The sequence below is a fragment of the Pseudomonas sp. NPDC090208 genome (assembly GCF_044746785.1).
Classification (GTDB): domain Bacteria; phylum Pseudomonadota; class Gammaproteobacteria; order Pseudomonadales; family Pseudomonadaceae; genus Aquipseudomonas.
Genome location: NZ_JBIVCU010000016.1, coordinates 89,347 through 115,720, shown reverse-complemented (window position 1 = coordinate 115,720; position 26,374 = coordinate 89,347). Strand labels below are relative to the sequence as shown.

23 protein-coding genes and 1 pseudogene are annotated in these 26,374 nt (G+C 62.3%); 13 read left to right on the top strand and 11 right to left on the bottom strand.

From position 1 onward, the window contains the following. Positions 1-2: 2 nt before the first annotated feature. Positions 3-674 carry a VWA domain-containing protein gene (locus ACIPL0_RS23900; protein ID WP_400601412.1) on the top strand — a complete coding sequence of 224 codons (672 nt, stop codon included), beginning with the start codon at positions 3-5 and terminating at the stop codon, positions 672-674. A gap of 36 nt (positions 675-710) precedes the next feature. Here the strand turns inward: ACIPL0_RS23900 and ACIPL0_RS23895 are convergent, their stop codons facing one another. Further along, the gene (locus ACIPL0_RS23895) at positions 711-977 is read right to left on the bottom strand and encodes a hypothetical protein (protein ID WP_400601356.1); all 267 of its coding nucleotides are present in this window, start codon (positions 975-977) and stop codon (positions 711-713) included. 387 nt (positions 978-1,364) lie between these two features. Here ACIPL0_RS23895 and ACIPL0_RS23890 point away from each other — a divergent pair, with 387 nt between their 5' ends. Further along, positions 1,365-2,684, top strand: coding sequence for a sigma-54-dependent transcriptional regulator (locus ACIPL0_RS23890; RefSeq protein ID WP_400601354.1), 1,320 nt, complete (start codon positions 1,365-1,367; stop codon positions 2,682-2,684). Positions 2,685-2,764: 80 nt separating this feature from the next. Here the strand turns inward: ACIPL0_RS23890 and ACIPL0_RS23885 are convergent, their stop codons facing one another. Further along, positions 2,765-3,292, bottom strand: a complete 528-nt coding sequence (locus ACIPL0_RS23885) for an AAA family ATPase (RefSeq protein WP_400601352.1) — start codon at positions 3,290-3,292, stop codon at positions 2,765-2,767. A 4-nt stretch (positions 3,293-3,296) separates the two neighbouring features. Beyond that, positions 3,297-3,860, bottom strand: coding sequence for a nicotinamide riboside transporter PnuC (gene pnuC, locus ACIPL0_RS23880; protein WP_400601350.1), 564 nt, complete (start codon positions 3,858-3,860; stop codon positions 3,297-3,299). A 324-nt stretch (positions 3,861-4,184) separates the two neighbouring features. On the opposite strand from pnuC, the gene ACIPL0_RS23875 reads away from it, so the two are divergent. Both ACIPL0_RS23875 and ACIPL0_RS23870 read left to right on the top strand, forming a co-directional pair. Next, complete coding sequence (locus ACIPL0_RS23875) at positions 4,185-5,015, top strand: undecaprenyl-diphosphate phosphatase (RefSeq protein WP_400601410.1); 831 nt, start codon at positions 4,185-4,187, stop codon at positions 5,013-5,015. A 4-nt stretch (positions 5,016-5,019) separates the two neighbouring features. Continuing rightward, the gene (locus ACIPL0_RS23870) at positions 5,020-5,454 is read left to right on the top strand and encodes a DUF1294 domain-containing protein (RefSeq protein WP_400601348.1); all 435 of its coding nucleotides are present in this window, start codon (positions 5,020-5,022) and stop codon (positions 5,452-5,454) included. A gap of 122 nt (positions 5,455-5,576) precedes the next feature. Here ACIPL0_RS23870 and ACIPL0_RS23865 read toward each other — a convergent pair. From ACIPL0_RS23865 to idi, 7 genes and pseudogenes are all read right to left on the bottom strand, one after another. Continuing rightward, a pseudogene (locus ACIPL0_RS23865) lies at positions 5,577-5,920 on the bottom strand (MmcQ/YjbR family DNA-binding protein). 113 nt (positions 5,921-6,033) lie between these two features. Then, complete coding sequence (locus tag ACIPL0_RS23860; protein ID WP_400601345.1) at positions 6,034-6,993, bottom strand: LysR substrate-binding domain-containing protein; 960 nt, start codon at positions 6,991-6,993, stop codon at positions 6,034-6,036. Positions 6,994-7,079: 86 nt separating this feature from the next. Beyond that, positions 7,080-9,002: a 1-deoxy-D-xylulose-5-phosphate synthase gene (dxs, locus tag ACIPL0_RS23855; RefSeq protein WP_400601343.1), complete on the bottom strand. Its 1,923-nt coding sequence runs from the start codon at positions 9,000-9,002 to the stop codon at positions 7,080-7,082. 98 nt (positions 9,003-9,100) lie between these two features. After that, a complete protein-coding gene (gene ispA, locus ACIPL0_RS23850) occupies positions 9,101-10,012 on the bottom strand; it encodes a (2E,6E)-farnesyl diphosphate synthase (RefSeq protein ID WP_400601341.1) in 912 nt (303 codons plus the stop codon). A 181-nt stretch (positions 10,013-10,193) separates the two neighbouring features. Then, positions 10,194-11,300: a glycosyltransferase gene (locus ACIPL0_RS23845; RefSeq protein ID WP_400601340.1), complete on the bottom strand. Its 1,107-nt coding sequence runs from the start codon at positions 11,298-11,300 to the stop codon at positions 10,194-10,196. A 4-nt stretch (positions 11,301-11,304) separates the two neighbouring features. Further along, positions 11,305-12,432, bottom strand: a complete 1,128-nt coding sequence (gene hpnH, locus ACIPL0_RS23840) for an adenosyl-hopene transferase HpnH (protein ID WP_400601338.1) — start codon at positions 12,430-12,432, stop codon at positions 11,305-11,307. 35 nt (positions 12,433-12,467) lie between these two features. Beyond that, entirely contained in the window at positions 12,468-13,055 is a 588-nt protein-coding gene (gene idi / locus ACIPL0_RS23835; protein ID WP_400601336.1) for an isopentenyl-diphosphate Delta-isomerase, read from the bottom strand. 132 nt (positions 13,056-13,187) lie between these two features. On the opposite strand from idi, the gene hpnI reads away from it, so the two are divergent. The 5 genes from hpnI to ACIPL0_RS23810 all read left to right on the top strand — a co-directional run bounded on the left by hpnI (position 13,188) and on the right by ACIPL0_RS23810 (position 18,589). Beyond that, complete coding sequence (gene hpnI / locus ACIPL0_RS23830) at positions 13,188-14,348, top strand: bacteriohopanetetrol glucosamine biosynthesis glycosyltransferase HpnI (RefSeq protein WP_400601334.1); 1,161 nt, start codon at positions 13,188-13,190, stop codon at positions 14,346-14,348. A 77-nt stretch (positions 14,349-14,425) separates the two neighbouring features. Beyond that, on the top strand, positions 14,426-15,853 hold the full coding sequence (gene hpnJ / locus ACIPL0_RS23825; RefSeq protein WP_400601333.1) for a hopanoid biosynthesis associated radical SAM protein HpnJ: 1,428 nt from the start codon (positions 14,426-14,428) through the stop codon (positions 15,851-15,853). After that, entirely contained in the window at positions 15,854-16,684 is an 831-nt protein-coding gene (gene hpnK / locus ACIPL0_RS23820; protein WP_400601332.1) for a hopanoid biosynthesis-associated protein HpnK, read from the top strand. It begins immediately after the preceding gene. Further along, positions 16,681-17,706, top strand: a complete 1,026-nt coding sequence (locus ACIPL0_RS23815; RefSeq protein ID WP_400601330.1) for a flippase-like domain-containing protein — start codon at positions 16,681-16,683, stop codon at positions 17,704-17,706. The genes hpnK and ACIPL0_RS23815 overlap by 4 nt, the downstream gene beginning before the upstream one ends. Beyond that, complete coding sequence (locus ACIPL0_RS23810; protein ID WP_400601329.1) at positions 17,696-18,589, top strand: ferritin-like domain-containing protein; 894 nt, start codon at positions 17,696-17,698, stop codon at positions 18,587-18,589. The genes ACIPL0_RS23815 and ACIPL0_RS23810 overlap by 11 nt, the downstream gene beginning before the upstream one ends. A 1-nt stretch (position 18,590) precedes the next feature. Here ACIPL0_RS23810 and hpnA read toward each other — a convergent pair whose 3' ends face one another. Then, positions 18,591-19,568 (bottom strand): hopanoid-associated sugar epimerase, encoded by a 978-nt coding sequence (gene hpnA, locus ACIPL0_RS23805; RefSeq protein WP_400601327.1) that lies wholly within the window; start codon positions 19,566-19,568, stop codon positions 18,591-18,593. A 179-nt stretch (positions 19,569-19,747) separates the two neighbouring features. On the opposite strand from hpnA, the gene ACIPL0_RS23800 reads away from it, so the two are divergent. The 4 genes from ACIPL0_RS23800 to ACIPL0_RS23785 all read left to right on the top strand — a co-directional run bounded on the left by ACIPL0_RS23800 (position 19,748) and on the right by ACIPL0_RS23785 (position 26,332). After that, entirely contained in the window at positions 19,748-20,842 is a 1,095-nt protein-coding gene (locus ACIPL0_RS23800; protein ID WP_400601326.1) for a phytoene/squalene synthase family protein, read from the top strand. A 137-nt stretch (positions 20,843-20,979) separates the two neighbouring features. Then, positions 20,980-22,962 (top strand): squalene--hopene cyclase, encoded by a 1,983-nt coding sequence (gene shc, locus ACIPL0_RS23795; protein WP_400601324.1) that lies wholly within the window; start codon positions 20,980-20,982, stop codon positions 22,960-22,962. Next, complete coding sequence (locus ACIPL0_RS23790) at positions 22,959-23,708, top strand: purine and other phosphorylase-like protein, family 1 (RefSeq protein ID WP_400601323.1); 750 nt, start codon at positions 22,959-22,961, stop codon at positions 23,706-23,708. Before shc ends, ACIPL0_RS23790 begins: the two co-directional genes overlap by 4 nt. Continuing rightward, positions 23,705-26,332: an MMPL family transporter gene (locus ACIPL0_RS23785; protein WP_400601321.1), complete on the top strand. Its 2,628-nt coding sequence runs from the start codon at positions 23,705-23,707 to the stop codon at positions 26,330-26,332. Before ACIPL0_RS23790 ends, ACIPL0_RS23785 begins: the two co-directional genes overlap by 4 nt. The last annotated feature ends 42 nt before the right edge of the window (positions 26,333-26,374 follow it).

The following is a 26,374-nucleotide window of genomic DNA, read 5'->3' as shown; positions in this document are numbered from 1 at the left end:
GCATCCGCCCCCGTCGGCAGCAGGGGGCGGATGCCAGCCCCCGACCTGGCGCACTCAACGGCGGTAAATCCGGTGCTTTGCGCAGTGGCGCTGATGGCGCGATTGCCTGGGTGCCGACCTTGCTGCGCGGCCGTCCGCAGCGAGCGGCTGATCTGTTGCGCTTGCCGCGCAGCAGTCGGCCACAGACGCTGTGGCTGGTGATCGTCGATGCCTCGGCCTCGACCCGCCGCCATCGGGCATTGAGTCAGGCCAAAGGGTTGCTGGCGCAGTTGTTCGATGACGCCTACCGGCAGCGGGCGCGACTGGCATTGCTCAGCGCCAGTGGTGGCGCGGCGCGCTGGCAGCATCAAGGCTTGAAAGCTGGCGCATCGTTGCAGCAATGGCTGGACGGTCTGGGGGCAGGGGGCGGTACGCCGCTGTTCGACGCCATCGAACAGGCCGCTAGCTGGCTGGAGAAACGCAAGAAGCGCTATCCCGCCGAAGTCCGGCAAGTACTGATCGTGACCGATGGCAGGATCAAAACCATTCCGGCCCTCAGAACTTTCGAGTGCCCGAGCCTGTTGATCGATATTGAACAGGCACCCATCCGGCTGGGCAGGGCAGCGCAAATAGCCGAACAACTGGGTGCCGACTATCGGCATATAGAAACGTTACAGGCGGCGCAGTCGGACTGATAAACGTCCGAGTCACTTGCCGCCCGTTGCGCAACTTCAGGCTGGCATGGTCCAGGGTTCCAGGCGATAACCTTCACCGCTGATTTCCGCGCGGGTCTGTTCCAGAACATGCGCCAGTTGTTGCGGGTCGGAATAAGCGCTGCATGGAATCTGTTTGCGACCGATACGGGTACTGGTGCGGTCGATCACGGTCAGGCTCAGTTCGCCGTTGCCGTCCTGGGGCGCCCAGGCCACGCACTGGAAGGGTTCGAAGGCGTGACCGGCGATCAGCAGAGCATCGTTAATACGCAATGGGGCGTTCATGCAAAGTCCTCAAGTGCCCGTATCAATTCCTCGCCGGCGGCGGGCGTCCCGTTCGGCTGGTACTTGTACAGATGACCTGCGCTGCGGGGTAAGTCACACAAACATTCGCAAATTTTTGATTTTTTTCTTCCAGCGACAGTTGGAAGTGGAATTTCTGTCGTTCGTTGCCCCTTTCAAACCGGTTTGAAACCCGTACGCGAAGGCTTCATGTCCAGCTTGTTACGTGGATGCAACGATTAAGTACTTTTCGATCTTAACCTTATAGTTAATCGGTCCAAGCGCGTGTCAATAATTTGCTAATGTAACAATCACGGTCGCCAAGACACTGTTTTAAAAAATGTTTTTTCTCCGGAATGTTCTTTGAATCCTGGCGCCAAGGAAGTGCATATGCATGAAACGGCATCAATCCGTCGCCTGTTAATTGTCGAACCGTGCGATGAATGTCTGCGTTTGATTCCAGGCCTGCGTATCGCAGGATGGGAAGTCGACAGTTGCACGCTGGAGTCGGCGGCCGCGCGTCCTTGCGACGTGGGTCTGATCCGCCTGATGCCCCAGCATTTCGATCATCCGGAGGTGGTCAAGGATCTGATCACACGCAGCAATACCGAATGGATTGCGGTGCTCACCGCCGATGACCTGCGCCGAGAACTGATCGGCGACTTCGTCTGCGAGTGGTTTTTCGACTTCCACACTCTGCCGTTCGATGTCGCCCGGGTTCAGGTCACGCTGGGGCGGGCCTATGGCATGGCGCGGCTGCGGGCGCAGGGGGCCAGTTACGGCAATGGTCCGGAACACGAAATGCTCGGCGAAAGTCGGCCCATCCGCGAACTGCGGCGTCTGCTGACCAAACTGGCGCCCACCGAATCGCCGGTGCTGATCCGCGGCGAGCCCGGCACCGGAAAAGAACTGGTGGCGCGCACACTGCACATGCAGTCGCAGCGACGTCTGCGGCCATTCGTGTCGATCAATTGCGGGGCGACGCCCGAACATCTGCTGCAACCGGAACTGTTCGGTTACGACAACGACGCCTTCAGCGGCGGTCAGCAGCGCAAGATTGGCCGGATCGAAGCGGCCAATGGCGGCACGCTGTTCCTCGACGAGATCGGTGACCTGCCAATGGAGGTGCAGGCCAATTTGCTGCGTTTCCTTCAGGACCGGCACATCGAAGTCGATGGCGAACGGGTGGCGGTGGACGTGCGCATTCTGGCAGCGACCCATGTCGATCTGGAGGCGGCGATTCGCAAGAAACGCTTCCGCGAAGACCTCTATTACCGCCTCAACGTCTTGCAGGTCGGCACGGCGCCGTTACGCGAGCGGCATGGTGATCTGGCGCTGCTGGCCAATCATTTCGCGCATTTCTACAGCCAGGAAACCGGGCGGCGTCCGCGCAGTTTCAGTCAGGACGCGCTGGTGGCGATGGGCAAACACGACTGGCCGGGCAACGTCCGCGAACTGGAAAACCGCGTCAGACGGGGTCTGGTGCTGGCCGAAGGACGGCAGATAGAGGCCTTCGACCTGGGCTTGCTGGGTGAAGAAGAGATTGTTTCGAGCATGGGCACGCTGGACGAGTACAAGAGCCGCGCCGAACGCCAGGCCTTGTGCGACGTACTGACCCGGCACAGCGATAACCTCAGTGTTGCGGCCAAGGTATTGGGCATCTCCCGGCCAACGTTCTACCGGTTGCTGCACAAGCATCAGATTCGTTGATTGATCTACGAACGGCCCGTAGCAGTCCGGCTTGCCGGCAGTGGCGATCTTGAGGTCGCTGCCGCTGGCAAGCCAAGCTGCTACGGACTCGCCAACAGCGTCGCGACAGCCTGTAAAGCCTGTTCCAGGCGGTAGCTCCAACTTCCGTTCAATACCTCATAGTGCTGACCATGGCGGTCCAGCCAGTCACGGCTGGCCTGGAAAAATGCCTGTCGCTCGCTGAGCAGCGGCTGGCAACGCTGGCCGTCGCCCACCCATTCGACACCGTCGGGCGACAGCAGCAAGTGCAGGTCGTAATGGCGGGCAAGGAGGGCCTGTTCCAGCCAGTCCGGGCAGTCGCCGAACAGCGTGCGACTCCAGAGGATATTGCTCAGCAAGTGGGTGTCGAGGATCAATAGCTCAGGCTGACGGGCACGGGCGGCGTCTTCCTGGTCCAGTTGTCCTTGAGCGATGAGTGGAATGTCGGCGTAACAGGTGTCGCGCTGCTCGGTGTCAATAAAGTGGCGGACATACTCGTCCACCCGCTCACCGCCGAAACGCTGCTGGATATGCGTTGCCAGCCAGCTCTTGCCGCTGGATTCGGGGCCGGTCAGTACCAGAACTTTCATGTTTTCAGCGCGCCAGTGCCGGGTCGGTGCGCCATTCCCGCCAGCCTTGCACCGCCAGCAACGTGAACAGGGCATACAGGGCTGCCGTCAGGTACAGCGCTTTATAAAGGAACAGGCCAACAAAGATGACATCAAGGACGATCCACAGCGGCCAGCACTGGACGCGCTTCTGCGCCATCCATACCTGCGCCACCAGGCTGAAACCGGTCAGCGCGGCGTCGAGCCAAGGCTGCGCCGCGTCGGTGAAATGCGCCATTGCCGCACCCAATGCAAGGCTCACCAGGGAACCGATCAGCAGACTGACGATCAGACCTCCGCCACCCAGGGAGGTGACGCGGCGGCCGTTGTCGACGCTGCCGTGGCGGGTCCACTGCCACCAGCCGTACAGTTGCAGCGCGGCGTAGACCACCTGCAGGAGCATGTCCGAATACAGCTTCACGTCGAAGAAGATCCAGGTGTAGAGCAACACCATCACCAGGCCGATCGGCCAGCACCAGGGGTTCTGCCGGACAGTCAGCCAGACGGCGACGACACCCAGCGCAGCGGCGAACAGCTCAAGCCCGGACATGCAAGCTCCTGTGGGAAAGGGAGAAAAATCGGTCGGCGATTGTAAGCGCTTTGCACAGGAATGTGGGGGGCGGATGGCATTTGCAGAAAAAGCCCTTGCCGTCATGGATAAATCGTCATGGACGGACAGTAACGTCAGCGCCTTCGCCTCAACAACCTGCTGAGGCGTTCGCCTGAGAGGTCTGATAGCATCGCCGCGCTCGCGTGCCAGAGCGTTTCGTCTTGACCATTCATGCGTTTTTTACATCGGACCGTTTATCGTTCGCTGAATCGTCGAATACATAGTAAGAGAGCGCTGCCAAGAGCAGGCTCCATTGGGGGAATGATGGATTTTTGGACCGCCGCACAGGCGTACGTTCTTGGCGTCGTAGAAGGGTTGACGGAGTTCTTGCCGATCTCCAGCACCGGCCACCAGATCATCGTTGCCGACCTCATCGGTTTCGGCGGCGATCGGGCAATGGCATTCAACATCATCATCCAGCTGGGCGCGATCCTCGCCGTGATGTGGGAGTTTCGCCACAAGATCCTCGAAGTCGTCTTCGGCCTGACGACTCGCCCGCAGGCTCGGCGCTTTACCGCCAACCTGATCGTCGGCGTGTTGCCGGCCATGGTGCTGGGGGTGATGTTTTCCGACCTGATCCACGAGTACCTGTTCAACCCGATCACGGTTGCGGCGGCACTGGTGATCGGCGGCTTCATCATGCTTTGGGCCGAGCGCCGTCAGCACACCATCCGGGTCGAGAGTGTCGATGACATGACTTGGGCCGATGCGCTGAAAATCGGCTTTGCCCAATGCCTGGCGATGATCCCCGGCACCTCGCGCTCCGGTTCGACCATCATCGGCGGCTTGCTGTTCGGCCTGTCGCGCAAGGCGGCCACCGAGTTTTCGTTCTTTCTGGCGATGCCGACCATGGTCGCCGCGTCGGTGTATTCCGGCTACAAGTACCACAGCCTGTTCCAGCCCGGCGATTTTGCGGTGTTCGCGATCGGCTTCGTGACCTCGTTCATTTTCGCCATGGTCGCCGTGCGTGCGTTGCTCACGTTCATCGCCAATCACAGCTACGCGGTGTTCGCCTGGTATCGCATCGGTTTCGGCCTGCTGATTCTGGCGACCTGGGCGTTCGGCTGGGTCGACTGGAGCAGCGTGAAGGCTTGAAGCGATGACTCAACGTCCGCAGACGAAGGACCACAAGCGCACGGCCAGCACGACGGTGCGCTTCGTCAGGTTCAAGTGGCTGGTATTTGTCCTGCTCTGTGCCTTGCCGGCTTGTGGCCTGATCATGGGCGGCTGGCGAGGCGGGGCGTGGCTGCCGGCCGCCTTTTATGCGCTGTTCAGCGTGATTGCCTTCGGTCTGTATGGCTGGGACAAGCAGCAGGCGCGCAACGAAGGGCGGCGCACGCCGGAGAAAGTCCTGCACGGCGCCGAACTGCTGGGCGGCTGGCCGGGGGCGTTGCTGGCGCAGCAGGTGTTCCGGCACAAGACCCGCAAGCTGTCCTATCAACTGGTGTTCTGGGCAATCGTGCTGTTGCACGAATTGTTCTGGGCCGACCGTGTTTTGCTGGGCGGACGCTTCATTGCTCGCCATCTTTATTAGAGTTGCAAGCTGCGAGCCGCAAGCCGCAAGTTTGAAGCTTGAAGCTTGAAGCTTGAAGCTTGAAGCTTGAAGCTTGAAGCTTGAAGCTTGAAGCTTGAAGCTTGAAGCTTGAAGCGTGGAGCTTAGAGCTTGAGCGCGACCTGACGCTTCTTTGGCAACTTGCTGACCACCAGTTGGTGGGGCGGATCAGCAGGTCGCGCAATTCCTCGTCACTCACGGTCAGCGGCACACTCAGGGTGATCCAGTGTGCTCGGGCCAGATAGGGCGCGGGGCGGATACCGGGCCGGTCGACGTAGCCGAGGAAAAGCTCGGCGCCGACCTTGAATGACAGATCGTTGCCGGCCAGGCCCATCAGCGCGAACATTTTAGTCTCGGCGATGGAGAACACCCGCACGCCACCCCATTTGTAGTCCTCACGAGCGCCGGGCAGGCTCAGGCAGAATGCGGCGATTTCGTCGACAGTCATGCAGATTCCCTTTCTTGAAAGCAATTGAACAGGTGGTCGGCCAGGCCGGCCGCGCGGCTTCGTTGAATCGACGTCTTCGCCACTGACCTTGTGCGCCTGAAGAGAGCGGGCAGTTACAGCGTGAGTTCCCCGCACTGGTTGAACGCATGCTCAAGATGCTCCAGCCACGCCCTGACGGCAGGCAACACCCCGCGCCGGTGGGGGTAAACCGCCTGCAGCCAGGCAGGAGGGCAATGCCAGTCCGGAAGCAGGCGCACCAGCGTACCGGCCGCGAGCTCTGCCTCGCAGTACATCATCGGTAGCACGGTGAAGCCCAACCCCGCCAATGCCGCTTCCTTTCGCATGCCGAAGTCTTCAACCGCCAGACGAGCAGGCATGGCCAGTTCGAAGCGTTCGCCGTCATCACTGTACAAGCGCGCACGCGCGAGACGATCGGCATCCGGCGCGCCAAGAAACGGAAGCTTCGTGAGGTCGCGTGGGTGATTGAGTGCGTGGGCCGCGGCGAACTCGGGAGACGCCACCACTTCGGTATGCGCTTCCCGAAGGCGCCGGGCGATCAGATTCGGATCTTCGTCGCTGGCTTCTCGTACCCGCAGCGCGACATCGATGCCTTCGTTGATCAGATCGACGCGTCGATTGACCAGCAGCAGGTCCAGTTGGACATCGGGATAACGCAGCAGAAAATCCCTCACCAGTGGGGTCAGGAACTGATTGGCCAGACCGACCGGGCTGCTCACCCGCAAAGGCCCGCGCGGCACACTGGCGGCGCTTGCCACCATCTCGTCGGCAAGGTCGGCCTCAAGCAACATGGCCTGACAGTGCCGAAGGTAGCGTTCACCGAGAGTGGTGAGTTGAAGCTTGCGAGTGGTGCGCTGGAGCAGGCGTGTGTCGAGGCGCTCTTCAAGCTCAGCGATCCGCCGGGACAGACGAGACTTGGGGATACCCAGAATACGACCGGCAGCCGCGAAACCACCGGCCTCGACCACCTTGGCGAAATAAAAAAGATCGTTCAGGTTTCGAGGATCACTGATAGGCAATTTGTAGCTTCCATCAAAAGCGGCAGTATGAACCATTTCAACGCGTTGATTGGCGGTGGCAGGTAGCAGGCGGTGGTTTTTATCACGGCTGACCGGCGCTTGAAACGTGCGCTCATCCGACGCTAGCGCGCATGCGCATGGGGCAGCGCTTCATAGGCGATCAAGCCCAGACGCTGGCGCACCGCCGCTTCGATACCGGCAGCATCAAGCCCGCACTCGGCAAGCATTTCAGCAGGCTTGGCAGGTTCGACGAAGCGGTCCGGCAAACCGAGATGGAGCAGCGGCTTGAGCAGGTGTTCCTCGGCCAGAAACTCCGCCACGGCGCTGCCTGCACCGCCCATGATGCTGTTTTCCTCGATGGTCACCAGCAGTTCGTGGGAGTCGGCCAGGTCGCGAATCAATGTGCTGTCCAACGGTTTGACGAAGCGCATGTCCGCCACTGTGGCGTCCAGTGTTTCGGCGACTTTCAGCGCGTCCTGCAACGCCGGGCCGAACACCAGCAGAGCGACGTGACTGCCCCGGCGGCGAATCACGCCTTTACCGATTTCCAGCGGTTCAAGAGCGGCCTCGATGTTGGCGTTGGGGCCGTTGCCACGGGGGTAGCGTACCGCCGCAGGCCCGACATGAAGAAAGCCGGTGCTGAGCATCCGGCGCAGTTCGTTTTCATCGCTGGGCGTCATGATCAACAGATGAGGGACGCAACGCAGGTAGGACAAGTCGAAACTGCCGGCGTGAGTCGGCCCGTCTTCGCCCACCAGCCCGGCACGGTCGATGGCGAACAGCACATCAAGGTTTTGCAGCGCGACGTCATGGATCAGTTGATCGTAAGCCCGCTGCAGAAAGGTGGAGTAGATCGCGACCACCGGCTTGAGTCCGGCGCAGGCCATACCAGCCGCCAGGGTCACGGCATGTTGTTCGGCGATGGCCACATCGAAATAGCGATCCGGATAGCGCCGGCTGAACTCGATCAGGTCCGAGCCTTCTTTCATCGCTGGCGTGATCCCGGTCAGGCGTGGATCGGTCGCCGCCATGTCGCATAACCATTGACCGAAGACGCTGGAGTACTTCGGCCCGGTGACTTTCTTTGGCGACGCCACGGCCCGCACCGGCTCCTGTCTGGTAATCGCGTGATAGCCGATGGGGTCGGCTTCGGCAGGGGAGAAGCCTTTGCCTTTTTGGGTCACGACATGCAGGAATTGCAGGCCATCGAGACGACTCAACCGGCGCAGGGTTTCGACCAGGGTCGGCAAATCGTGGCCATCGATCGGGCCGCTGTATTGCCAGCCGAGCTCTTCGAACAGCGTCCCGGGGACCAGCAGGCTCTTGGCGCATTCTTCAGTGCGGCGCGCCAGCGGCCAGGCTCCCGGCAGGTGCGACAGAATCTGTTTGCTGCTTTCGCGCACGCTGGAGTAGGTGCGGCTGGAAAGGATGCGGGTCAGGTAGCTGGACAGTCCACCGACGTTATTGGAGATCGACATCTCGTTATCGTTGAGGATCACCAGCATGTTGGCCTGCACGTCTGCGGCATGGTTCAACGCTTCGAATGCCATGCCGGCGGTGAGGGCACCGTCGCCGATCACGGCGATGGATTTGCGGGTTTCGCCCTTGCGTCGCGAGGCAATGGCCATGCCCAGCGCCGCGCTGATCGAGGTGCTGGAGTGGCCGACGCCAAAGGTGTCGTACTCGCTTTCGCAGCGTTTCGGGAAGGCGGCGAGACCGTCTTTTTGCCGCAGTGAGGGCATGCGCTCGCGCCGACCGGTCAGAATCTTGTGCGGATAGGCCTGATGACCGACATCCCAGACCAGGCGGTCGACGGGGGTGTTGAACACATAATGCAGGGCGATGGTGAGTTCGATGACCCCCAGCCCGGCACCGAAATGCCCCCCGGTCTGACCGACGGCATACAGCAACTCCTGGCGCAGTTCATCGGCCAGTTGCACCAGGTCTTCTTCGCCGAGCTGACGTAGCCTGTCCGGTGTCGCGGCGCGGTCCAGCAGAGGGGTGGCAGGGCGCACGCGGGGCATTTCATGGTACGTCGTGGGCATCGGAACATCCTTCAACGGATTTGGCCAATGATTGCGAATGACCCTGATCCATGGCGTGTGAAATTTCTGTGATCAGGATTTCACGCCACTGACCCGTATCAGTGGCGTCGCTCGACGATAAAGCGGGCGAGGGCCCGCAACGGCTCCGCACCTTCGCCCAACCCGTGCAGGGCGGACAGGGCCTGGTCGTGCAGCACGCGAGCGTATTGTCTGGCAGCCGCCAGGCCGATCAGCGCCGGGTAGGTCGGTTTGTCATGGGCAATGTCGGCGCCCTGGCGTTTGCCGAGGGTGGCGGTGTCGCTCTCCACGTCGAGAATGTCGTCCTGCACCTGAAACGCCAGCCCGACAGCCCGTGCATACTCACGCAGTGCTTGCAACGAGCTGTCCTGCGCATTGCCGCTGGCCAGAGCACCCAGCTGAACGCTGGCTTCGATCAGGGCGCCGGTCTTGTGCCGGTGCATGACTTCCAGCGCGCTCTGGTCCAGGTGATGACCCACTGCCTCAAGGTCGATGGCCTGACCGCCCACCAGTCCGCCCGGGCCGACCGCGCGCGCCAGCACGCCGAACATCCGCAGGCGCAGATCAGCCTGATGCGGGTTGAAGCGATCGTCTGACAGGGCTTCAAAGGCCAGCGCCTGCAACCCGTCGCCGACCAGAATCGCGCAGGCTTCGTCAAAGGCGATATGGGTCGTGGGCCGGCCGCGGCGCAGGTCATCGTCGTCCATGGCCGGCAGATCATCGTGCACCAGCGAGTACGCGTGAATCAGCTCGACGGCGCAGGCTGCGCCTTGAGCATGGTTCGTATCGCCCTCAAGGGCTTCACAGGCGGCATAGACCAGCATCGGCCGTACGCGTTTTCCGCCGTTGACGACGCTGTAGTGCATCGCCTGATAGAGGCGCTGCAATTCGGGGCGGGGCGATTGCAGAAACTGCTCCAGAACAGCATCGACACGGATCTGACAGGTCTTTTGGTAGGTCGCGAAATCAACAGGCATTTTCTGGTCGGTCATGGCTGAAAACCATTGTCGTCGGCTGTAGTGAAAATCAGGCTGCATTGACACTAGCAGAGGCTGTCCCGGGCGGCGAAATACACGCACAAAGAAACCGGGTACGCCGGCAAATGCCTGCCTGTGTTGCGGTTTACGGAGACGGGATACCGCTGCGCATCGATTGGGGCGAAGCGCGCCGTCGTCATCTGGGCGTATACACCCGGCCTTTCCAGCGCGAACGCACGCCTCGCCAGTAACGCAATGCCGAACTCCAGGTCATGCCCAGATAAAACGCTGCACTCAACGGCAGCAGCAGCGCCCAGGCCAGCGGCATGCGGTAATAACGCAGGATGGGCAGGTAGCCGACCGTCATGGTCAGCCAGGCGGCCAGCGCCCACGGGCGGTAAACCGTTGACGCCAGCAGGACGAACGGCCCGGCGTAGGCGATCAGAAACACCAAAGTCACGCCCAGCAACAGGGGCGTCGAATAACCCAGCTGGGTGAACGCGGAACGCGCGACCATGTCGTGAATCGAGCCCAGCGTGCCGTAGGGGCGAAGGCTGATGACATCACGGCTGAGGCCAAGCCAGGTGCTGTGGCCGGCATTCTTGACCTGGCGGGCCAGCGCACAATCATCGATCAGTGCATCACGCAGGCAGCCAAAAGCGCCCACCCGCTGGAGCACCGCGGTGTCCACCAGCACACAACCGCCGGCGGCTGCCGCCACATGACGAAAACGGGAATTGGACAGGGCAAAGGGGTACAGCAGTTTGAAGTAGTAGACAAAGGCGGGCAGCAGCAGGCAATCCCAGAAGCTGCTGCGGCGCAGGTCGGCGATCAGCGAGACGAACTGTTTGCCTTCGCGTTGCTTGAAGGCCAGCAGCGTTGCCAGCAGGCCCGGCTGTAGCTGAATGTCAGCGTCCAGCAACAACGTCATGGGCGTGTGTACCTGAGACTTGCCCTGTTCCAGCGCCCAGAGCTTTCCCGCCCAGCCTTCAGGCAACGGTTGACCATGGATGACGCGGGTGTTGGCAAATCCGCTGGCAATCTGCGCGGTCGTATCGTCGGACTGATCGTCGATGACCCGTATCTGCAGGCCCAGGCCCTGTTGTTGCAGTGCGTCGAGGGTCGCTCCGAGGACGCTGGCTTCGTTACGGGCGGGGATCAGGACGGTGATCTGGCTCAGGTCCGGGGCCGTTGCTGGTGGCGCTTCGACCTCCAGCCGTTCGCGGGTGCTCCAGGGGCGCCAGGGCGCCAGCAACACGGCGCCCCAGATGATCAGCGGGAGGAGGGCGAAGGCGCTGGACATGCCTTCAGCGCTCGTCCGGGTCCTGGGCGGATGAGCCAATGGCATGCAGCGGGATGCGTCGGGTTTCAGCGCGTGGCGGATACAGGATCGGCAGTTCGGGGGCCATTGCGCCGTCGGTACGCGGCCCGAACAGCGCCACGCCCAAGGCTTTCAGCGGGTGGGCGAAGGTGTCGTTGACCGCGCTGCCTTCAAATCCGCAATGGGCCATGCAATTGTCGCATTTGGGGTTGATGCCGACCCCGTAGCTTTCCCACGCGGTGTCTTCCATCAGGGCCTTGTAGGTGGGGGCATAGCCTTCATCCACCAGCAAGTAGCAGGGCTTCTGCCAGCCGAAAATGTTGTACGTCGGGTTGGACCAGGGCGTGCACTGGTAGCGCTGATTGCCGGCGAGGAAGTCGAGAAACATCGACGACTGATTGAACACCCACTTGCTGTTGCGCTGCCGACCCCGTTTGAACACCTCGCGAAACAGCGTCTTGCTTTCGGTGCGCCCCAGAAACACATCCTGTCGCGGGGCATGCTGATAGCTGTAGCCCGGCGAAACGGTAATGCCTTCGATTCCCAGAGACGTGGCGTAATCGAAGAAGTCGGCGACTTCGTCAGGAGGCTCCTGATTGAACAGCGTGCAGTTGATGGTGACGCGGTAGCCACGCGACAAGACCAGTTTGATCGCCTCGATGGCCTTGTCGAACACGCCGTCCATGCACACTGATTCGTCATGCCGTTGCTGCAGGCCGTCCAGATGGATCGACCAGGTGAAGTAGGGTGAGGGCTGGTATTCGTCAATGTGTTTGGGCAGCAGAATGGCGTTGGTACACAGGTAGACGAATTTCTTGCGGGCGATGATGCCCTGGACAATCTGCGGCAGCTCTTTATGGATCAACGGCTCGCCGCCGGGGATCGACACCACCGGCGCATCGCATTCGTCCACGGCACGCAAGGCATCTTCGACGCTCATGCGCGTCTTCAGAATATGCTTGGGATGATCGATCTTGCCGCAGCCGGCGCAGGCCAGATTGCACTGGAACAGGGGCTCCAGCATCATCGCCAGCGGGTACCGGTGCTCGCCTTTCAGTTTTTTGCCCAGGATGTATTTCGCAATCCTGGCTTGCTGAATCAGGGGAATGCCCAAGGGACTCTCCACTCTCGCAGGTCGCAGACGCCAACTCAGGAAAGGGACTCGAACAGCTCGGGGTGATCCCGACGCAGACGTTCCCACTCGATCTTGAACCAGGGCGTGAACCGTTGTGGCTGTTCGGCCAGTTCCAGATCCAGCGCCTCGGGAGAAATGTAGCGCAATGCCGAGACCTCGTTGAGGTTGACCGTCGGGACATCGTCACTGCGCCCGGCATACACCCAGCACAATTCGTGTTCGGCACCTTCGGCATCGAACTGCGCCTGATATTCGAACTTGAACAGGAAGTGCGAGGTGCAGCGCATGCCCAGCTCTTCGGCCAGACGGCGCTCGATGGCAATGTCCAGGGTTTCGCCGCGACGCGGGTGGCTGCAGCAGGTGTTGGACCAGAAGCCCGGCCATAGCCGTTTGCCTTCTGCACGTTGCTGCAACAGCAACTCGCCACGGCTGTTGAACACCAGCAGGGAAAATGCCCGGTGCAGCAGGCCTTGCCCCTGGTGCGCGGACTGTTTGTCGAGAAAACCGATTTCCCGGTCGTTCTGATCGACCAGCACCAATGGCTCGTCGTTGAAAGAAACCACCTCTCTGGATTGACGCCACACCTGTTCTTGGTTAGCCAAAATCAACCTCCTCAACGAGCTGCAGCGCCGAAGCGTCGCGCGGGTCCAGCTAGCGTAGCGCAGTTCGGCCGATGCACAGGATTTCTGATTCAGCGCTGGCGCCTGTGCAGCCCTGACTATACTGCTGGCCCCATGTGGAACCAATCGATTGCCAGTACTGTTGCCTTCTGGCTGGGCAGTGCGCTGTTGTTCGCGGCCGCCGGCTATGCCGTGGCAGCGCTGGGCGCCGTGTACAAAAGTCTCCGGGCCAGGGAAACCGTGCCGGGCGACGGCGCCTGCCCGTGTGCCGTCAGCGTGCTCAAACCACTGAATGGCGCCGAGCCCGGTCTATATGAAAACCTGCGCAGTTTCTGCGTGCAGCGCCATGACCACTATCAATTGGTCTTCGGTGTCCGCGAAGCATCGGACCCGGCTATCGAGGTGGTCAAGCGGCTGCGTACCGAATTCCCGCAGCTGGACATCCAGTGTGTGGTGGAAGCGGGTGTGTACGGCGCCAACCTGAAGGTCAGCAATCTGCTGAACATGCTGCCCCATGCCCGGCATGACTGGCTGGTGCTGGCGGACAGCGATATCAGCGTGCCAAGCGATTATCTGGCGCGGGTCACCGCACCGCTGGCCGACCGACGGGTGGGCATCGTGACCTGTCTTTATTATGGCGTACCGCGAGGCGGGTTCTGGTCGCGGCTCGGCTGCCTGTTCATCGATGACTGGTTCGCCCCCTCGGTGCGTCTGGCCCATGCCTGTGGTTCGCGACGGTTCGCTTTCGGCTCGACGATTGCGCTGCGCCGGGAAAGCTTGCAGGCGATCGGTGGATTCGAGGCGCTGAGCGATGTGTTGGCCGACGACTTCTGGCTGGGGGAGCTGACCCGACAGGCGGGATTGCAGACGGTGTTGTCCGGGCTGATGGTGGGTACCGATGTCAGTGAGCGTCGTTTGTCCGAACTGTGGACCCACGAATTGCGCTGGTTGAGAACCATTCGCTCGCTGGCGCCGGCCGGCTTTGCGATGAGTTTTGTCTGCTTCACCTGGCCCGTGTCCTTGCTCGGGCTGTGGCTGGCGCCCACTTCGCTGAATCTGTGTGTGGCGCTGGCGGCAGGGCTGGCGCGCGGGGTGCAGTTTTTCCTCGGGCGGTCGGTGATCCCCGTTGCCACAACCTGGTTCGAGGTGCTGCTGACGCCTGTTCGGGACCTGTTGCTGCTGCTGGAGTGGATGGTGGCGTTGACCGGCTGGCGGGTGAAATGGCGAGGTCAGGTGATGCATGCGCGCAAGGATGGATCGGTACGCTATCCTTGACGCTCACGTTGTTGTGGTGCGTTGGCAGCTGGTGGTGGTCTATTCCGGTCAGATGAACCTGGGGGCTGAACATTCCAATGAAGACGCTTTTTCTGCAAGCTCCGTCCTTCGACGGGTTCGACGGCGGTGCCGGTTCCCGGTATCAGGCCAAACGCGAGATCAAGAGCTTTTGGTACCCGACCTGGCTGGCCCAGCCGGCAGCGCTGGTGCCAGGTTCGCGTGTGCTGGACGCTCCGGTGGAAGAACTCAGCGTCGAACAGTCATTACAGATCGCCGCCGAGTATGAGCTGGTCATCATTCATACCAGCACCCCTTCATTTCCCACCGACGCCCGGTTCGCTGAATTGCTGAAAGAGCGGCGCCCCGCCATCGTGATCGGCATGATCGGCGCGAAAGTGGCCGTCGACCCCACGGATTCGTTGAAGGCCTCGGCCGCCATCGACTTTGTCGCCCGGGAAGAATTCGATTTCACCTGCAAGGAAATTGCCGAAGGGCGGCACCTGAGCGAGGTCGCGGGCATCAGTTACACACTGGCCGATGGCACCGTACAGCACAACCCGGCGCGGGAGATGATCGAGGACATGGACCAGTTGCCGTTCGTGGCGCCGGTCTATCAGCGAGACCTGAAAATCGAGCGCTATTTCATCGGCTACCTCAAACACCCGTATGTCTCGATCTACACCGGTCGCGGCTGTCGTTCCAAATGCACGTTCTGTCTGTGGCCGCAAACCGTGGGCGGGCACCGTTATCGCGTGCGTTCGGCCGCCAACGTGGTGGCCGAGGCCAAATGGATCAAGGAAAACATGCCGCAGGTGAAGGAGTTGATGTTCGATGACGACACCTTCACCGACAGCTCGCAAATGGAACGTGTGCACGAAATTGCCCGCGGGCTGCACGCCCTCGGCTGGACCTGGAGTTGCAACGCCAAGGCCAACGTGCCCTACGAATCGCTGAAGATCATGAAAGATAACGGCCTGCGCCTGTTGCTGGTGGGTTACGAATCCGGTGACGACCAGATTCTGCACAACATCAAAAAGGGCCTGCGCACTGACATTGCCCGCACGTTCACCGAAAACTGCCGAAAACTCGGCATTCAGGTTCACGGTACCTTCATTCTCGGATTGCCCGGCGAAACCCGGGAAACCATCGCCAAAACCATCGCCTTCGCCAAGGAAATCAACCCGCACACGGTTCAGGTTTCGCTGGCGGCGCCGTATCCGGGCACCCGGATGTACAAGGAAGCGGTGGAGAACGGTTGGCTGGAGCCGAACCGCGACGTCAATCTGGTCAACGACAAGGGCGTGCAACTGGCGTTGATCACCTACCCGCATTTGTCGCGGGAAGACATCTTCCATGGCGTCGAGACCTTTTACCGCAGCTTCTATTTCCGGCCTTCGAAAATCTGGGAAATCGTCAAGGAGATGCTCTGCAGTTGGGAGATGACCAAACGCCGCTTGCGTGAAGGCGTGGAGTTCATGCGTTTCCTGCGCGCCCACGAGGCGTGAGTGAAGTCGGCAGGGGCGGCGCGTCCGCGGCTGATCGTCACCGCCGACGACTTCGGCTTGCATCCGGCGGTCAATCAGGCGGTGGAACAGGCTTACCGCGAAGGTGTGCTGCGCGCTGCCAGTCTGATGGTGGCAGCGCCCGCAGCTGCTGATGCGGTCAGCCGCGCCCGGGCACTGCCGGGGCTGGCGGTCGGGTTGCACCTGGTATTGGTCGAGGGCAAGGCGATGCTGACGCCCGAGCGGATACCGGACCTGGTGGACGCTGAGGGTTGTTTCAGCAATGACATGGTGCGCGCCGGTTTTCGCTTCTATTTCCTGCCCGGCGTCAGACGCCAGCTGGCCGCCGAAATCCGCGCCCAGTTCGAGGCTTTTGCGGCCACGGGGCTGACGCTGGACCACGTCAACGCCCACAAGCACTTTCATCTGCATCCAACGGTGTTGTCGTTGATGTTGTCCATCGGACGCGAATTCGGCTTGCGTGCCGTCCGGCTGCCGGCCGAGCCCGGCATGGGGCCGTGGCTGCGTCCGTGGCTTGCGCTGATGCGATGGCAGATGAAGCGCGCCGGGGTGGTCTACAACGACCATGCGTTCGGGCTGCAGCACAGTGGCGGCATGGATGAAAACGTGGTGCTGGACATGTTGCAACGCATGCCCGATGGCCTGTCGGAGCTGTACCTGCACCCGGCGACCCATGGCGGGCTGACGCCGGGCATGGCGGATTACCGGCACGCTGACGAACTGGCGGCGCTGTTGTCACCGCGGGTGCGCAGCGTGATCGCCGGGCACTACCGGTTGTGCAACGGATTCGGCGACGCCGGTGCGCTGTCATGAAGCTCGCCAGCTACATCGCCGGGGTGTTGGGCCTGCTGGTGGTGATCGCACTGGTGTTGCATCAGGACGCTTCGGCGATTCTCGGCGCACTCGATCACGCCGGCTGGGCGCTGCTCTGGTTGCTACCGTTTCATGTCTTGCCGTTGCTGCTGGATGTCGTGGGCTGGCGCTTGTTGCTGGCGCCCCGCGATCCGCAACGTGCCGCTGGCGTTGGCTATCTGTTCTGGGTCGCTGCCGTGCGCGAAGGCTGCAACCGTTTGCTGCCGGTGGCCAATATCGGTGGTGAGATCGTCGGCATTCGCCTGGTCAAATGGCGTGGCATCGACGGTGCGTCAGCCACCGCCAGCGTGATCATCGAAGTGCTGTTGACGCTGCTCAATCAGTACCTGTTTACCGCGCTGGGCATCGTCCTGCTGATTGTGCTCAGTCAGCACGTGGGTGCTCTCGACTCAGTGCTGGTCGCTCTGGCCGTCAGCCTGCCATTGCCTATAGGCCTGTTTCTGGTGGTGCGATACGGCCGGATATTCACCCGCATGGAAGAGGTCGCCGAAAGAATGCTGGGCGGGCGTTCGCGCCTCAGCGAGTTGATCGACGGCAACCGCCTGGACCTGGCCATTGGCGAGTTGTGTGCCCGCCCGGCGCTGCTGGTGGGCGCAGGTGCCTGGCAATTGGCGGGCTTTGTGCTGGGCAGTTTCGAGTGCTGGCTGGCCCTGCATATGCTGGGGTATCCGGTCAGCGTCTGGGATGCCATCGCCATCGAGGCGGTGATCCAGGCGCTGCGCCATATCATTTTCATCGTGCCCGCCGGGTTGGGTGTGCAGGAGGGCGGGCTGTTGCTGTTCGGCAGCATGATCGGCGTCCCACCCGATGTCAGCATCGCGCTGTCGCTGGTCAAACGCCTGCGTGAAGTCGGTTTCGGCGTGCCGGCGCTGCTCTCCTGGCAATGGATGGAGATACGCAGGCTGCACGGTCGCCATGCGCTGACAGTCAACCGGCAAAAGGAGATCCTTGATGACCAGTGATGCCCCCATCGCGGCTGCTGACCATGCCATGCGCCACTGGAACAGCGAAGAACCCGGACGCATAAAGATTGGTTCCGAGGCGCACAAACGGCTGTTCTGTCGCATGTTGCTGGACACCCACAACCCCTATAAACCCGCGGTCATGGTCTGGCCGCAGCTCACTCCGGAGGTGTTGCAGCGCATCACGTCGCTGCCGATCTGGGACATCGCGGTACAGACCGAAGGCCGCGCTCAGTTGCGGGTGCAGACCTATGCCGAGCGCATCGGCGATCCGCTGTTGCGCGAGGCGTTGGTCATGGACGGCGGTGAAGAGGCCCGACACAAAGTCGTGCTGAGCAAACTGGTGGAGGCGTACGGCATTGCGCTGGAACCGGAGCCGGCGTATCTGGTGCCCAAAGACCCGGAGTGGGGCTGGCTGGTCACGGGTTACAGCGAATGCATCGACAGCTTCTTCGCGTTCGGCTTGTTTGCCTCAGCCAGGCAGGCCGGGTTTTTCCCGGAAGAGCTGGTGGAGACCTTCGAGCCGGTGATTCAGGAAGAAGCGCGGCACATTCTGTTTTTCGCCAATTGGGTCGGTTGGCACCGGCGACAACTGAACAGCTGGCAGCGGCTGAAGTTCGAGTTCAAGGTCGCCCGGGTGTGGGCGTTTCTGGTCTGGGAACGCATCGGGATTGCCAGAGGCCTGGACAGCCACGAGCAAATGCAGGACGCCAACTTCACCCTCACCGGGCACCAGCAGATCGGGCTGGACCTGAAATTGCCTGAGTTGCTCGACCTGTGCCTGGCCGAGGATCAACGGCGCATGGCCGGTTACGACAAGCGCCTGCTGCGGCCCACCTTCATCCCGCGCCTGGCGCGTCTGGCCCGGCGTTTCATTCGATGACTCATGGCTGTTGCCGGAACCAGCGCACGGCATCTTCCAGTGCCAGGCGCGCAGGACCTGGAGCGTAACCCAGCTCGCGTTCGGCTTTGGCACTGGAAAAGAACATGCGTTTTTTCGACATGCGCACTTCCTCCACCGTGGCAATCGGCGAGGTTCCTGTCAGCCGTGCCCAGCCTTGCGCAACATGGGCGATGGGCATGACCACTGCGTGCGGCAAGCGCCAGCGCGGCGGCGAACGACCGGCGATGTCGGCAATTTCGCCGAGCAGCTCGCGCAGGCTGAGGTTCTGTCCGCCGAGGATATAGCGCTCGCCGACCACGCCGCGCTGAAACGCCAGCCAATGCCCCTCGGCAACATCGTCGACGTGGACGACATTCAGACCGGTGTCGACATAGGCCGGCAAGCGTCCGGCAATCGCATCGCGGACGATGCGCCCGGTGGGGGTGGGCTTGATGTCGCGCGGCCCGATGGGGGTCGACGGGTTGACGATCACCACCGGCAGGCCGGCAGCGGCCATGTCCCTGACACAGGCTTCGGCGAGAAATTTGGAGCGCTTGTAGTGGCCGATCATGTCGGCGAGAGAGACCGGCGTCAGTTCGTTGCCCGGGCTGCCATCGCCGGGAATGCCGAGGGTGGCCACGCTGCTGGTGTAGACGACACGTGAGACCCCGGCCGCCCGGGCGGCCTCGAACAGCGCACGGGTGCCGTCGACATTGGTGAGATAAAGTTCATCGGGCCGGGGCGCCCACAGGCGGTAGTCCGCTGCCACATGGAACAGCGCATCGCAACCCGCGCACGCCTTCAACAGTGTGTCTGGCCGGGTCAGGTCGGCCTCCACGAGCTGCACGTCCAGCCCCTGCACATTGCGCCGGTCCGAGCCGGGGCGAACCATGACGATGACCTGATGGCCTTCGCGCAAAATCCGCCGGGCCACGGCCGATCCGACGAAACCGGTGGCGCCGGTGACCAACACCTTCACGAAAATTTCACCACGAAATGATCCTTTGGCAACGCCTGCAATGTTGATATTTCAGGGCTCAAGGTTATTCAGCATGGACCAGAAATATCTACTACATTTGAGCAGCGGAAAATTTGAAAAGATGGGTGTAGCACAGCATTTTCAAACCATCCCTAACTCGGTGAAGAGGAGGGCCATGCATGACCCTATTCAGTCCCCCGCCTGCGCCCCATACGGCCGATATCAGTGCCGATGCTTATCAAGACGCCACACTGCCTAAAGTTTCAAGAACCTTCGCTCTGACCATTCCCCAGTTGCCGCCGCCATTGCGCCGGGCCGTCACCAACGCTTACCTGCTGTGCCGCATAGCCGACACCATCGAAGACGAGCCGGTTTTTTCCATCGAGGATAAACGCCGCTACGAAGACGGTTTCATCGACGCCGTGACCGGACGGATCGACCCGCATCTGTTTGCGGCCGAAGTGGCGCCGCTGTTTTCTCAGGAAACCTCGGTCGCCGAACGCGAGCTGGTGCATCAATTGCCGCTGGTGTTGCAGGTGACCCAGAGCCTGAAGCCGTCGCAACGGCTGGCGATCGTGAAGTGCCTGACGGTGATGTCGCAGGGCATGCACAGCTTCCAGCAGACCGTGGGTGTACACGGTCTGGACACCCTGCAGGACATGGATCGCTACTGTTATTGCGTGGCCGGTGTCGTGGGGGAAATGCTCACCGAGTTACTCATCGATTTCGACCCGGCGCTGGCGGGGCAGCGTCAGACGCTGATGCATCAGGCGCGATCTTTCGGCCAGGGCCTGCAAATGACCAACATTCTCAAGGACCAGTGGGAGGACTACCGACACGGGGTCTGCTGGCTGCCGCAGGATGTCTTTTCCCGCTACGGCGTGCGCCTCGACGGGCTCGAAGCCTGCCACCTGGAGGCCAGTTACGCGGGAGCGATGACTGAGCTGATCGGTGTGGCTCACGCCCACTTGCGCTGCGCACTGGACTACACGCTGGCGATTCCGACGAAGCATCAAGGGTTTCGCCGCTTCTGTCTGTGGAACATCGGGTTGGCTGTCCTGACCTTGCGCAAGCTGCAGAAGCACCTGGATTTTTCAGCCGGTGAGCAGGTGAAAATTTCTCACGGTGCAGTGGCGTCGACCATGCTGCTTACCCGATTGAGCGGACAAAGCAACAGTGGCCTGCGCTGGCTGTTCGCCAATGCGGCCTCCAGGCTCCCGCTGACACCGTTGTCGGCGGAGTGGAGCACTTCCGCGCAGCCGCATCTGGTCTAGGCTTTTTCAACGCAGCACGGGCGGCACTGCAGCGACGGTGCCGGCCCACAGTGACAGCCTGTACAACGTCTGGATACACGTCGCACGCCTGGCCATCAGGTCAGGCGCAACGCCAACGACTCATGTGATGAGCAGCCATGTTGGAACGGTCTTCCCTTGTTGCCCCCGGCATTGCCGAGAGTGTTCCCCGCACGTCCGAACCCGATCTCCTGCAGTCGGCCATCGGACGCGCCCGCAGCGCATTGCTCAAGCGGCAAGCTGCCGATGGCCACTGGTGTTTCGAGCTGGAGTCCGATTGCACGATCACGGCCGAATACATCCTGATGATGCACTTCACCGACGAAATCGATGACGGGCTGCAGAGCAAGATGGCGCGCTATCTGCGCGCCACCCAAGTGCTTGACGGCCACGGCGGCTGGGCACAGTACGTGGGCGGCGCGATGGACCTCAGTTGTACGGTCAAGGCGTATTTTGCCTTGAAGGCGGCGGGCGATGCGGCTGATGCGCCGCATATGCGCGTTGCCCGGGAAGCCGTACTGGCCTTGGGAGGCGCCGCCAGAAGCAACGTGTTCACCCGCATCCTGCTTGCCATGTTCGAGCAGGTGCCGTGGCGCGCCACGCCGTACCTGCCAGTGGAAATCATCCTGTTTCCACGGCGGGCGCCGATCCACATCGAAAAAATGTCCTATTGGGCGCGCACGACCACCGTGCCGCTGACCATTCTCTGCACCCTCAAAGCCAAAGCCATCAACCCGCGACGTATCGGCATCCGGGAACTGTTCACGGTGGACCCTGCGCAGGAACAGAACTATTTCCTCAAGGGCGGCTTGTTGAACCGGCTGTTTCTGGGCGTGGACAAGCTGGGGCGTGCCGTTGATGGCTGGATTCCCCGCCGCTTGCGTCGCTACGCGATCCACAAGGCCGAGAACTGGTTCCTGCCGCGCATGAATGGCGAAGACGGCCTTGGCGCGATTTTTCCGCCGATGGTCAACAGTTACGAGGCCATGTTGCTGCTGGGTTATCCCAAGGATCATCCAGCGCGTCAGACCTGCCTGCGCTCGATTCAGAAACTGGTGGTGCATCGCGCCGACGGCTCGGCCTACTGCCAGCCCTGTGTATCGCCGGTCTGGGACACCGGCTGGAGTGCGATGGCCTTGCTCCACAGCGGTGACGATCCTGCGACCGCGAGCGCCATCACCCGCGCCTGTGACTGGCTGGTGGCGCGCCAGGAGCTCGACTGCCATGGTGACTGGGCGGTGCGAGCGCCCGACGCAACGCCGGGCGGCTGGGCTTTTCAGTACGCCAACGCTTACTACCCGGACATTGACGACACCGCGTTGGTGGCGGCCTTGCTGCATGTGCGGGATCGCCGCCGCGGTCATCCGGGCGAGCACGCCTTCAATATCCAGCGTGCTACCGACTGGATGCTGGCGTTGCAATCGAAGAACGGCGGGTTTGCCGCGTTCGATGCGGACAACACCTACTACTACCTCAACGCGATTCCGTTCGCCGATCACGGCGCGCTGCTCGACCCGCCCACCGAGGATGTCTCCGGCCGTGTGGCGGCCTGCCTCGGCATCTTGTCGCGCGCGCAGGACGAACAGGCGTTGCGCCGCTGTGTCGACTACCTGCGTGGCAGCCAGCGGGATGACGGCTGTTGGTGGGGGCGCTGGGGCAACAACTATATCTACGGGACCTGGAGCGTGGTGTCCGGGCTGGTACTGGCCGGAGAAGACCCTGATCAGGCCTATTTGCGCAAGGCGGTCCAGTGGCTGCGCTCCCGGCAAAACGCCGATGGCGGCTGGGGCGAAAGCAACGACAGCTATTTTGACCCGACGCTGGCCGGCACCAACGCCGGCGTCAGTACTCCGCATTCGACGGCCTGGGCGGTGCTGGCGCAACTTGCGCTGGGTGAGGTGTTGTCCGACTCGGTCAGGCGCGGCATCGACTGTCTGCTCGCCAGCCAGCAGGCTGACGGCCTGTGGTCGCACCCTTCGCACAACGCCCCCGGTTTTCCTCGGGTGTACTACCTCAAGTACCACGGCTACGCCGCCTATTTCCCGCTGTATGCGCTGGCTCGCTACCGTTACCTTGCGGGACGGGCGAGGGCGCATCCGTGAAACTGAATTCGGTGGGTTTCGTGGTCGCTCTGCACGCCGAGGCGAGGGCTTTGACCCGAGCGGCGGTGTTGCCCGAAACCCTGGTTCCGTTGGTGGATGGCTGTGCGCTGTGGCTCAGCGGCATGGGCCAGGGCGCCGCCCGGCGAGGCGCGCTGGCGCTGGCCGATGCCGGAGCGCAGGCACTCGTCAGCTTTGGGGTGGCGGGTGCGCTGCAAGCCGGTCTGCACAGCGGAACCTTGATCTGCCCGCAGCGGGTATTGAACGACAGCGGCCTTGCCCACGCCACGGACCCTGAGTGGCGGGAGCAGCTTCATCGCCGTCTGCACGGCGCCGTGTTGAAGGTGGCGTTCGATCTTGATCTGTTGAGTGTGTCCCGGCCGCTGTTGACCGTGGAGGAGAAGGCCTCTGCGCACCAGCGCTGCTCAGCAGCAGCGGTGGACACCGAAAGCGCGGCAGTGGCCGCTGTCGCTGTGGAGCTCAAGCTGCCTTTCATGGTGTTGCGGGCCATTGTCGACGAGCGCGACGACCCGATACCCGAAGCGCTGCAAGCCGCTATCGACCCGTGGGGCAGACCGCGCCCGGCGCGGATGATTGCGGCGCTGCTGCAAAATCCGCAGTTACTGCTGCGTTTGCCCGGGCTGGCCGTGCGAATGAACAAAGCCGTTCGCTCGCTTCGTGCCGCCGCGCTGATCGTGCCCGGCTTGCAGCCGCTGCCGTCGGCCCACGCGGTTGTACATCCATCATGAGCGAGAAAGTCCGCCAGTGGCTGGTGTGGCTGGTGGATACCAGCGGTCGGCATCCGTGGGTGGTGCTGATGCTGGCAATGATCATGGCCGCCGCCAGCCTGGCGAGTGCCAATGCCTGGCTCAGTATCGACAGTGACTCCGATCACCTGTTTTCTGCGGATCTGCCCTGGCGTCAGCAAAGCGAGGCGTTTGCTGCGCAATTTCCGCAGTTCAGCGACACCTTGACGGCCGTGGTACGTGCCCCCACGGTTGAGGAAGCGCGGGAAAACGCATTGCTTCTGGCCACAGAACTGGCCGCTGATAGCCGCCACTTTCATTCGGTATCGACGCCGGGCATCAACGCATTCTTTGACCATCAGGGCTTGCTCCTGCTGCCGTCTGGCGATCTGTTCGACGTGCTCGACAGCATGCTGCAGAACAGTCAGTTACTCGACCCTCTGGTCGCCGATCCATCGGCCCGGGGGTTATTCAAGGCGCTCAATCGGCTGGTGGAAGTCGTTGATTTCGGCGCGACCGACTATCTCTCCGGTTTCGACACGCCACTGCGCAGCATCGACCGGACGCTCAACGCCGCACTGGCCGGACAGATTGCCCCGTTGTCCTGGCAAACCCTGCTGACCCCCCAGGTCGCCAGCGCCGGCGGTGCCGTGGAACTGGTGCTGATCCATCCCGATCTGGATCACGGAGCGCTGGAGCCGGGGCGGGCTGCGACTCAGGCGATGCTCGACATCGCCGCCCGGTTGCCTGACGTCGAGAACGGTCGGGTTCAGGTGCACTACACCGGCTCGGTGCCGCTGTCTGACGAGGAGTTCCAGTCGCTGACCGATCGCGCCGTGCCCATCGCGATCGGCACCGTGGTCATGGTGCTGGTCTTGCTGGCGCTGGCGTTGCGCTCGTGGCGAATGGTGCTCGCGGTGATGCTGACGGTGATGTTCGGGCTTGTCTTCACTCTGGGTTTCGCAGCGTTGGCGGTGGGGCGACTGAACATGGTGTCGGTGGCGTTTGCCGTACTGTTTGTCGGGCTGGCGGTGGATTTCGGCATCCAGTTCGGGGTTCGTCTGCAGGCACTGCGGCGCGGGAACCAGGGTTTTGCCGACACGCTGCATCGCACCGCGCTGCACGTGACCGGGCAGATCGGTCTGGCGGCACTGGCGACCGCCTGCGGTTTCCTGGCCTTTGCGCCGACGCATTTCAGCGGCATGGCGGAACTGGGGATCATTGCCGGCGTCGGCATGTTGCTGGCGCTGTTCAGTACGCTGACGATCTTGCCGGCGCTGTTGCGGCTGCTGGATAACGGCCAGCGTCTCGGTGACATGAAATTGCCGGGAGGAGGGCTGGCGGACGGCTGGCTGGCGCAACGCCCTGCACCCGTCCTGTTGCTGTTTGTGTTGCTGGCAGGGGCAGGGACGTGGAGTGCGCTCGATTTGCCGTTCGATGCCAACCCGCTGCACACCAAGCGCGCAGACACCGAAGCGATGCAGACCCTGAGTTCGCTGATGAACGACCCGGATACCAACCCCTTCACCCTCAACGTGCTGGTGGCCGACCTGGCGGCGGCGCGCAGTCTGAGCGCGCGCCTGTCGGCATTGCCGGAAGTGGAGCAGGTGGTCTCCGCTGCCGATTTCGTGCCTGAGGATCAGACTGGCAAGCTGGAGCAGATCAAGCAGGCGCTGGACCTGATGTACTCGGTGGTCGCCTCCCATGAAGCCCGGCCGACGCCGACCGCAGCCGAACTGCGTGAGGTGGCACGCAGCACCAGCCAGTCCATCGCCCGAATTGCCGGGGCATTGCCGGCGAACTCGCCGTTGCGTGACCTCGGTGAGTCGCTGGGGCGCCTGGCGCAGGCACCGGATAGCACGCTGACTGCGGCAAACGCGGCGTTGTCGCGCTTCCTGCCCGAGACGTTCAAACGCCTGGGCGCTTCGCTGTCGGCGCAACGGATTACCCTGCAGAGCCTGCCCGATGAGCTGCGCCGCGACTGGTTTACCGCTGACGGCAGGGTCCGGATTCAGGTGACGCCGGGGGAACAGGCGCAAACGACCGTCGGGCTGCGCCGTTTTGTCGAGGCGGTACAGGCGGTTGCGCCCGAGGCGGTGGGCTCTGCACTGGACACCGTCGAGTCGGCCGACACCATCCTGCAGGCGTTCAATCAGGCGGCGGCCTGCGCGGCGCTGGCCCTCGCCGTGGTGCTGATGCTGGTCTTGCGGCGCTTGCGCGACACCTTGCTGGTGTTGCTGACACTCCTGATGTCAGCCCTGTTGACTGCGCTTCTCGCGCGCCTGCTGGGCCTTTCCATCAACTTTGCCAACATCATCGCGTTGCCGTTGTTGCTGGGCGTCGGCGTGTCGTTCAACGTTTATTTCGTGATGAACTGGCGGAGTGGCGGGCGGGAGTTTCTGGGCTCACCCACTGCCCACGCCATCCTGTTTTCGGCACTGACCACCGGGGCCGCATTCGGCAGTCTGGCCATCGCCCGACACCCCGGCACCGCCAGCATGGGCCTGCTATTGTTGCTGAGCCTGTTCGCAGTGCTGCTGTCGACCTTCGTGTTTTTACCTGCCTTGCTCTACCGCCTTTCCCGGAAAGAACGGGAAGGGAGGGCTGCGTGTCATCCAGCGGCTTGAGGCATGACCACTCGCCCTTTGCGGGCGCGCCCGACTGCCGCT